This window comes from Longimicrobium sp. (assembly GCF_036554565.1).
GTDB lineage: Bacteria > Gemmatimonadota > Gemmatimonadetes > Longimicrobiales > Longimicrobiaceae > Longimicrobium.
This window is the reverse complement of record NZ_DATBNB010000857.1, coordinates 1-7,785: the sequence shown is the minus strand read 5'-3', so window position 1 is coordinate 7,785 and position 7,785 is coordinate 1. Positions and strand designations below refer to the sequence as shown.

Sequence of the window (7,785 nt, the reverse complement as noted above, 5' to 3'; positions counted from 1 at the left end):
CGTTGAGCGTGGTGCCCGACAACCCGGCCGCGAGGTCGCTGTATCTCCGGCTCGGCTTCATTCCTTGTGGCCTGGAGCCCCAGGCGTACTGCCTGGAAGGCACGTACTGGGACTCGGAGCACATGGCGCTGTTCCTCAGATCGGCTGCCCCGACCGGCCTTCGCTGTTAAAGGAAACACAGACTTTTTTTCATAGAAGCGCTTGTTGTGTTAGATTCCTTTCATAACGGGAGCAGCTGTGAAAGAGAACCGCGCTTTTCTTTTATAGCGCTGCCCGTTGTGAAAGGAACCTTTCGTCCGGGCTCGTGCCCGATGATAGCCGGGGAGCGTGGATCATGGACGTGCAGTCGTTCGTATCGACACGGGCGGGGCGGATCATCCAGCAGCAGGCGGGGAAAGACGGCTTCAGCGCGTTCATTCCCGCACGGCTGCCGCCGGTGCCCGGCCTGGAGCTGACGGGCGGGCTCAGAGACCTGCTGGAGCACGCCAGCATCTCGCTCGGCCGGCTGGATGGTGTTTCGGCATCGCTGGACCCGGACCGGCTGCTGTACATCTACGTGCGGAAGGAGGCCGTTCTCTCCAGCCAGATCGAGGGAACGCAGTCCACACTTTCGGATCTGCTGCGGTTCGAGGCCGAGGGGGCACCCGGGATGCCGCTGGACGACGTACGCGAGGTGTCGCGGTACGTGGCCGCGCTGCACCACGGGTTCAACCTGCTGCGCGGCGGCCTTCCCGTAAGCCTGCGACTCGTTCGCGAGCTTCACCAGGTGCTGATGCAGGAAGGGCGGGGCAGCACGCGCGCGCCCGGCGACTTCCGGCGTTCGCAGAACTGGATCGGCGGGTCGCGGCCGGGCAACGCCCGCTTCGTCCCGCCACCCCCGCACGAGATGATGATCGCGCTCGACAACCTCGAGCGGTTCATCCACGACCAGCCGGAGCGCACGCCGCCCCTGCTGAAGGCCGGCCTGGCGCATGCCCAGTTCGAAACCATCCACCCGTTCCTGGACGGCAACGGCCGTGTGGGCCGCCTGCTGATCACGCTGCTGCTGTGCGCCGAGGGAGCGCTCACGCAGCCGTTCCTGTACCTGAGCCTGTACTTCCGCGAGCACCGGGCGCAGTACTACGAACTGCTTCAGCGGGTGAGGACAGACGGGGACTGGGAAAGCTGGATGGAGTTCTTTCTCACCGGCGTGGCCGAGGTCTCGGCCCAGGCGACCGCCACCACGCGGGCACTGCTCGCGCGCTTCGAGAAAGACCGCGAGCGGATCCTGATCCGCCGCGGTTCGGGCTCGGTGCTGACGTTGTTCGAGTTCCTGCGCGGCCGGGTGATCACCACCATCCCGCGTGCCGCGAGGGAGCTGAACCTCACGCATCCGACGGTGACCACCGCGCTCCGCCGGCTGGAGGACATGGAGATCGTCCGCGAAATCACGGGCCGGCCGCGAGCGCGAGTGTACGTTTACCAGCAGCAGCTGGACATCTTGAACCAGGGCATCGACGGGCAGCTGCTGCCCGACTGAGCGCGTGGGGCTGGGAGAAATGATGAGGGGCACCCGGCCGCCGGGTGCCCCTCGTCACATGGTCCGCCGCGATCCCGAACTACTTCATCAGGTTCTTGGCGATGGTCTGCAGTTGCATGTTGCTGGTGCCCTCGTAGATCGAGCCGATCTTGCTGTCGCGGTAGAACTTCTCCACCGGGTACTCGCGGGTGAAGCCGTAGCCGCCGAACAGGTCCACCGCCGTGCTGGCGATGCGCTGCGCCACCTGCGACGAGAACAGCTTGCCCATCGCGGCTTCCTGCAGGAACGGAAGGCCCGCGTCCTTCAGGCGGGCGGCGTTGTACACCATCAGCCGCGCGGCCTCGAGCTCCGTGGCCATCTGCCCGATCTGGAACTGCACGCCCTGGAAGTCGCCGATGCGCTTTCCGAACTGCTCGCGCTCCTGCACGTACTTCACCGTGGCGTCCAGCGCGCCCTGCCCGATGCCGATCATCTGCGCGCCGATGCCGATGCGGCCCTCGTTCAGCGTTTCGATGGCCGTCTTGTACCCCTTGCCCACCTCGCCCAGCACGTTCTCGTCGGGAACGAACACGTCTTCCAGGATCAGCTCGGTGGTGCTGCTGGCGCGGATGCCCAGCTTGTCTTCCTTCTTGCCGACCGAGAAGCCGCCGAACTCCTTCTCGACGATGAACGCCGTGATCCCCTTGTAGCCCGCTTCGGGGTTGGCATTGGCGAAGATGATGAAGATCTCGGCCTCGCCGCCGTTGGTGATCCACAGCTTGCGGCCGGTGACCCGGAACCCGCCCTCGGCCTTGACGGCGCGCGTGGCCAGGGCGAACGCGTCGGAGCCGCTGCCGGCCTCGGAGAGCGCGTAGGCGCCCACCTTTTCGGCGCACAGCTGCGGGAGGTACCTGGCCTTGAGGTCGGCCGAGCCCCAGCGCAGGAAGGCGTTGTTCACCAGCGTGTTCTGCACGTCGACGAACACGCCCACGCTGGCGTCCACGCGCGACAGTTCTTCCACCACCAGCGCGGCGGTGAAGAACGAGGCGCCGGTGCCGCCCAGCTCCTCGGGAACCTCGATGCCCATCAGCCCCAGCTCGAAGAACTGGGGGATCAGCTCGGGCGACATCTTCTGGTGCTCGTCCATCTCCGTCACCAGCGGACGGACGCTTTCTTCGGCGAACTGCCGGACGGCTTCGCGGAAGGCCTGCTCGTCTTCGTTCAGAACCGTCAGCGGGGCGCCGGCGGTGGCCAGGTCAACGGTTGCCATGACTCGCTCGTCTCCATCACGGGGATCAACCTGCACCCCATCGCGGTGCAGCCGGGGAATATGGCACAGGGCACGGAAAACGGCGAGGGGGAGGGCTGATCGGCCGGCGGACGACGGACCGGCACGGCGGGTGCGTCCGAAACCATCGCGTGGTCAGGACGTAGTTCCCAGTGCGCCGGAACTCCCGGCGGACTGTTCGTACGCTCAGGCACGGGGAGATGGAACGATGGATCACAATCCGAGTGGGCCCGGCGACACAGGCGCCGGATCTGGCGGGAGCGGGTACACGGGCGGCGGCGGGCCGGGTGCGGGCATTCCCGGCGGCACCGCGGGCTCCAGCGGCGGCACGCCGGGGGGAACCGGCGGCGTGACCGGGGGGCCGGCGGGCGGGCTGGGCGGCAGCGACGTCGGCGGCGGCACGGGTGCGCCGGGGGGCTGGACGGGCGGGTCCACCGGCGGCGCCGGCTACGGCGGCACGGGCGCGGGTGGCTCCACCATCGGCGGCGACAAGGCGTACACCGGTGCGACCACGGGCGGGTCCGGCGGCACGGGGGCTCCGATTTCCGGCACGCAGGCAGCCTCGGACCTGGGCGGGCACGCCATCCCGGGCGGGGCGGGCGGCGCGGCGGGTGGATCGACCGGGTCCACGGGTTCGGCCGGCTCCACGGGCGCAGGATCGGCGGGGGCGGGCGAGACGGCCGGGAGCGGCCGGCACGACCCGTTCGAGGAACTGAACTCGCGGCTGGAGTCGGTGTTCGGCGAGCTGCGTCCCCGGATCAAGCAGGCGTTCCAGGACCTGGACTCGCGCGTGGACAGCGCCCTGGCCGACATCAAGCCGCGGGTGCAGGAGGCCCGCGACAAGGCGCGTCCCAAGGTGGACGAGTTCATTGCCGAGGTGCAGCCCAAGATCGACGGGCTGCTGTCGCGCATCCAGGGTGCGCTCGATGGCATCCGCCGTGAGTTCGACGACCGTGCCGAACGCGCGGAGGCTCGCAGCCACAGCGCCGAGGGCGGCTCCGGCGCGTCGACCTCGTCCACGGCCAGCACCACGCCGGGGGCGACCGGGGCCACCGGCACGCCGGCTGGCGGCAGCACGCTGACCCCGGACATCGGCACGGCGGGCACGGCCTCCACCGATCCGCTCGCCGGGCTGGGAACGGCGGGAAGCGGCCTCGGTTCTTCCGGCTCCTCGGGCCTCGGCTCCAGCGGCCTCGGTTCGAGCGGCTCGTCCGGTCTCGGCTCGAGCGGGCTCGGATCGTCGGCCGACCTTGGGCTGACCGGCAGCGGGTTCGGCTCCACCAGCCCCGGCCTCGGCTCCACTGGAGGCGGTCTCGGATCGACGGGCGCCGGCCTCGGATCATCTGGGAGCGGACTCGGCTCCACGGGTTCCGGTCTCGGATCGACGGGGAGCGGCCTCGGGTCTACGGGCAGCGGCTTGGGATCGACGGGCGGCTCGACCGGCGCGGGCGGGTCGTGGCCGGAGATGTCGGAGGACAGCAAGCGGATCGATCCCCCGATGGAGCATGGGGGCGGATCGCGCCAGGGCGAGGACCCGGGCAGCAAGACGCCCGGCTACTGATCTCGGCGGAACGAAGACACGAACGGGCGGGGGCCGCGGCCTCCGCCTGTTCGTCTTGCGATCCCTATCGGCCCGCCCGCACTCGCGCCGGTGAAACTTACGTCGTAGCTTTCCCGTTACCTCACCCATGCACTTCCCGCCGTCTGGCGGACCATCCCCTATCCACACACCGCCACAAGGGATCGGATGCCCCTGATCTCCGCTCGCGACCTCACGCACACCTACCCGGGCGGCGTGACGGCGCTTCGCGGGCTTTCGCTGGACCTGGAACCCGGAATCATCGGGTTCGTGGGCGCCAACGGGGCCGGCAAGAGCACCTTCATCAAGATCCTGCTGGGGCTGCTGACGCCCACGTCGGGCGACGTCAGCGTCTTCGGGCTGGACGCCCGCACCCGCGGCCTGGAGATCCGGCAGCGGGTGGGCTACATGCCCGAGCACGACTGCCTTCCGCCCGACCTGACGGCCACCGAGTTCGTTGCCCACATGGGGCGCATCTCCGGCCTGCCCCGGGCCGCCGCCCGCGAGCGCGCCGCCGAAATGCTGCGCCACGTGGGGCTGTACGAAGAGCGGTACCGCCCCATCGGCGGATACAGCACGGGGATGAAGCAGCGCGTGAAGCTGGCGCAGTCGCTGGTGCACGATCCGCGGCTGCTGCTGCTGGACGAGCCCACCAACGGGCTCGACCCGGCCGGCCGCGAAGAGATGCTGGAGCTCATCCGCCGCACCGGCCGCGAGTTCGGCATCGCGGTGATGGTGTGCTCGCACCTGCTGGGCGAGATCGAGCGCGTGAGCGACTTCCTGGTGGCCATCGACGCCGGCAAGCTGAAGAGCGCGGCCGCGCTCCACACGTTCACCGGCGACCAGCAGCTGCTGGCGGTAGAGGTTGACGAGGGGATCGACCAGCTGGTCGCCCGGCTCGCGAGCGAAGGCATCACCGCGCGCGTGGACGAGGGGATGGTGCTGCTGCCCCTGTCCGACGACCGCCCCTACGACGCCGTCCGCGACGCCGCGGCCGACCTGGGGCTGGCCCTGGTCCGCATGGAGCGGCGCCGCAACACGCTCCAGGACCTGTTCCGCGCTCCCACCCACGCAACCAACGAGGAGGCGCATGTCGCTCGCGCCTGACGCCGTCGCCGGGGTCATCTACGACATCGGCTATCGGAAGTACGAGGGCGCCCGGCTGGGCCGCGGCTACGCCTTCCGCACGCTGTACGTCCACTCGCTGCGCAGTGCCTTCGGGCTGGGGCGAGGCGGGAGGGCGCTATGGATCCCGTGGATGCTCTTCGCCTTCATCTGCTTTCCCTCGGCGGTGTCGGTGGCGGCCAGCGCGTTCACGGGCGGCATGGCCAACCTGATGAGCTACGACGACGTGTTCGCGTTCGTGTCGCTCGTCATCGCCCTGTTCTGCGCCGCGCAGGCCCCGGAGCTGGTGAGCCGCGACCAGCAGTACCGGGTGCTTCCGCTCTACTTTTCCCGGCCGCTTCCCGCCCGGGAATATGCGGGCGCCAAGCTCCTGGCGATGTGGACGGCCGTTGTCATCCTGGTGCTCACGCCGCTGCTGATCCTGCTGGTGGGCCGGCTGGCCATGGGGGCGGATTTCGTGGCGGCGGTGAAGGCCGAGTCGAAGTACTTCCTCCCCATCCTGGCCACCCCCGCCGTCGCCGCCCTGGGCATCGGCACGCCGGCCCTGGCGCTCGCCTCGCTGGTGCAGCGCCGCTGGCTGGCGACGGCGGCGGCGTTCGGCTTTTTCTTCATCACCGTGCCCATCGCGGGGATCCTCACGGAGATACTGGAGGGCGACGCGCAGCGGTATGCGGTGCTCATCAACCCGATCTTCGCGGTAGGGGGTACCATCCTCGCCCTGTTCGGGGCCAAGGCCGACGGCGTGCTCAAGGATGCGACCGAGCACCCGGAGGTGTACGGTTTGACCGTGGCCGCCCTGGCCGTGATCTCCATCGCGATCCTGGCCTGGCGCTATCGGAGGATGACCGTATGAGCACGCAACTGCTGGAAACGCCGGCCGTGCGGCCCGCCGCGCCCGCCCCCGACGCCGCGCTCGAGCTGCGGAACGTGAGCAAGTGGTACGGCAACGTGGTCGCCGTCAACGACATCACCTTCTCGCTGGGGGCGGGGATCACCGGACTGCTGGGCCCCAACGGCGCCGGCAAGAGCACCATTCTCCACATGATGTCGGGGTTCCTGGAACCCTCGGCGGGCGAGGTGCTGGTGGACGGGCGCTCCGCGTGGAAGAACCCCGAGATGTACCGCGCGCTGGGGCTGGTTCCGGAGCGCGAGGCCGTGTACCCGTTCCTGACGGGCTACGAGTTCGCGCTGATGAACGCCCGCCTTCACGGCCTCGCCGACGCGAAGGCTGCCGCGGAGCGGGCCATCGACATCGTGGACCTGCGCGGGGCGATGGACCGCCGCATCGGCACGTACAGCAAGGGCATGCGGCAGCGCGCCAAGATCGCCGGGGCGCTGGTGCACGATCCGCGCATCCTGCTTCTGGACGAGCCCTTCAACGGCATGGACCCCACCCAGCGCATGCAGATGATGGATCTGCTGAAGCGGCTGGCGGCGGAGGGGCGCACGATCCTGATCTCGTCGCACATCCTGGAGGAGCTGGACCAGCTCGCCAACAACGTGCTGGTGGTCGTCTCGGGACGGCTCGCGGCCTCGGGCCACTTCCGCGAGATCCGTCGGCTGATGACGGACCGGCCCCACACCTTCACCCTGCGCTCCAGCGACGACCGGCGCCTGGCCTCGGCGCTGGTGGCGCACCCGTCGGTGCACGGGGTGGAACTGGGAGAACACCTGAGCGTTCGCGCGAGCGACCGCGGCTCGTTCGCCCTGGCGCTGGCCGGCATCGCCCGGTCCGCCGGCGTCACGCTGTTCGAACTGCGGCCCACCGACGAGTCGCTGGAAAGCGTCTTCAGCTACCTGGTGAAGAGATGAGCCTGACGATCGAGCGTACCCTGGCCAGGATCGCCGTCCGCCAGCTCACGGGAAACCGCAAGGTGTGGTGGGTCGCCCTGCTGGCCCTGCTGCCCGCCCTGATCGCGTTCATCGCGGCCCGCCAGACGGAGCAGCCGATGGAAATCGTGATGGTGGAGACCAGCACGCTCATCGTGTCCGTGCTGCTGCCGCTTCTGGCGCTGGTGGTGGGGACGGGGGTGTTCGGGGCGGAGATCGATGACGGCACCATCGCCTACGTGCTGGGCAAGCCCGTGGCGAGGTGGCGAATCGTGCTGACGCGCATCGTGGTGGCGGGCGCGGCCACGGCCGCGCTGCTGGTGCCCGCGACGCTGCTGTCTGCGTTCGCCGGGTTCCAGAAGCTGGACCCGGACGGCGTGGTGCTGGGCTTTGCGGCTGCGGTGGCCGTGGGCGGGCTGCTGTACTGCGCGCTGTTCGTGGCCCTGAGCCTCACCACGCGGCGCG

Annotated in this window: 7 protein-coding genes; 6 read left to right on the top strand and 1 reads right to left on the bottom strand. The window is 69.5% G+C overall.

Features of this window, described 5'->3' with window-relative positions; genetic code table 11:
- The first annotated feature begins 340 nt into the window (after window positions 1-340).
- Complete coding sequence (locus VIB55_RS24130; RefSeq protein ID WP_414682299.1) at window positions 341-1,519, top strand: Fic family protein; 1,179 nt, start codon at window positions 341-343, stop codon at window positions 1,517-1,519.
- Window positions 1,520-1,598: 79 nt separating this feature from the next.
- On the opposite strand, the gene VIB55_RS24125 is transcribed toward VIB55_RS24130, so the two are convergent.
- Entirely contained in the window at window positions 1,599-2,768 is a 1,170-nt protein-coding gene (locus VIB55_RS24125) for an acyl-CoA dehydrogenase (protein ID WP_331879239.1), read from the bottom strand.
- Between the two features lie 226 nt (window positions 2,769-2,994).
- On the opposite strand from VIB55_RS24125, the gene VIB55_RS24120 reads away from it, so the two are divergent.
- From VIB55_RS24120 to VIB55_RS24100, 5 genes are all read left to right on the top strand, one after another.
- Window positions 2,995-4,347 (top strand): hypothetical protein, encoded by a 1,353-nt coding sequence (locus VIB55_RS24120; protein WP_331879238.1) that lies wholly within the window; start codon window positions 2,995-2,997, stop codon window positions 4,345-4,347.
- Window positions 4,348-4,533: 186 nt separating this feature from the next.
- Entirely contained in the window at window positions 4,534-5,472 is a 939-nt protein-coding gene (locus VIB55_RS24115; RefSeq protein ID WP_331879237.1) for an ABC transporter ATP-binding protein, read from the top strand.
- The gene (locus VIB55_RS24110; protein ID WP_331879236.1) at window positions 5,456-6,343 is read left to right on the top strand and encodes a hypothetical protein; all 888 of its coding nucleotides are present in this window, start codon (window positions 5,456-5,458) and stop codon (window positions 6,341-6,343) included. The genes VIB55_RS24115 and VIB55_RS24110 overlap by 17 nt, the downstream gene beginning before the upstream one ends.
- An 11-nt stretch (window positions 6,344-6,354) precedes the next feature.
- Window positions 6,355-7,302, top strand: a complete 948-nt coding sequence (locus VIB55_RS24105) for an ABC transporter ATP-binding protein (RefSeq protein ID WP_349263074.1) — start codon at window positions 6,355-6,357, stop codon at window positions 7,300-7,302.
- Window positions 7,299-7,785 (top strand): ABC transporter permease subunit (locus VIB55_RS24100; RefSeq protein ID WP_331879234.1); only part of this gene is annotated, 487 nt, incomplete at its 3' end. The genes VIB55_RS24105 and VIB55_RS24100, both read left to right, overlap by 4 nt.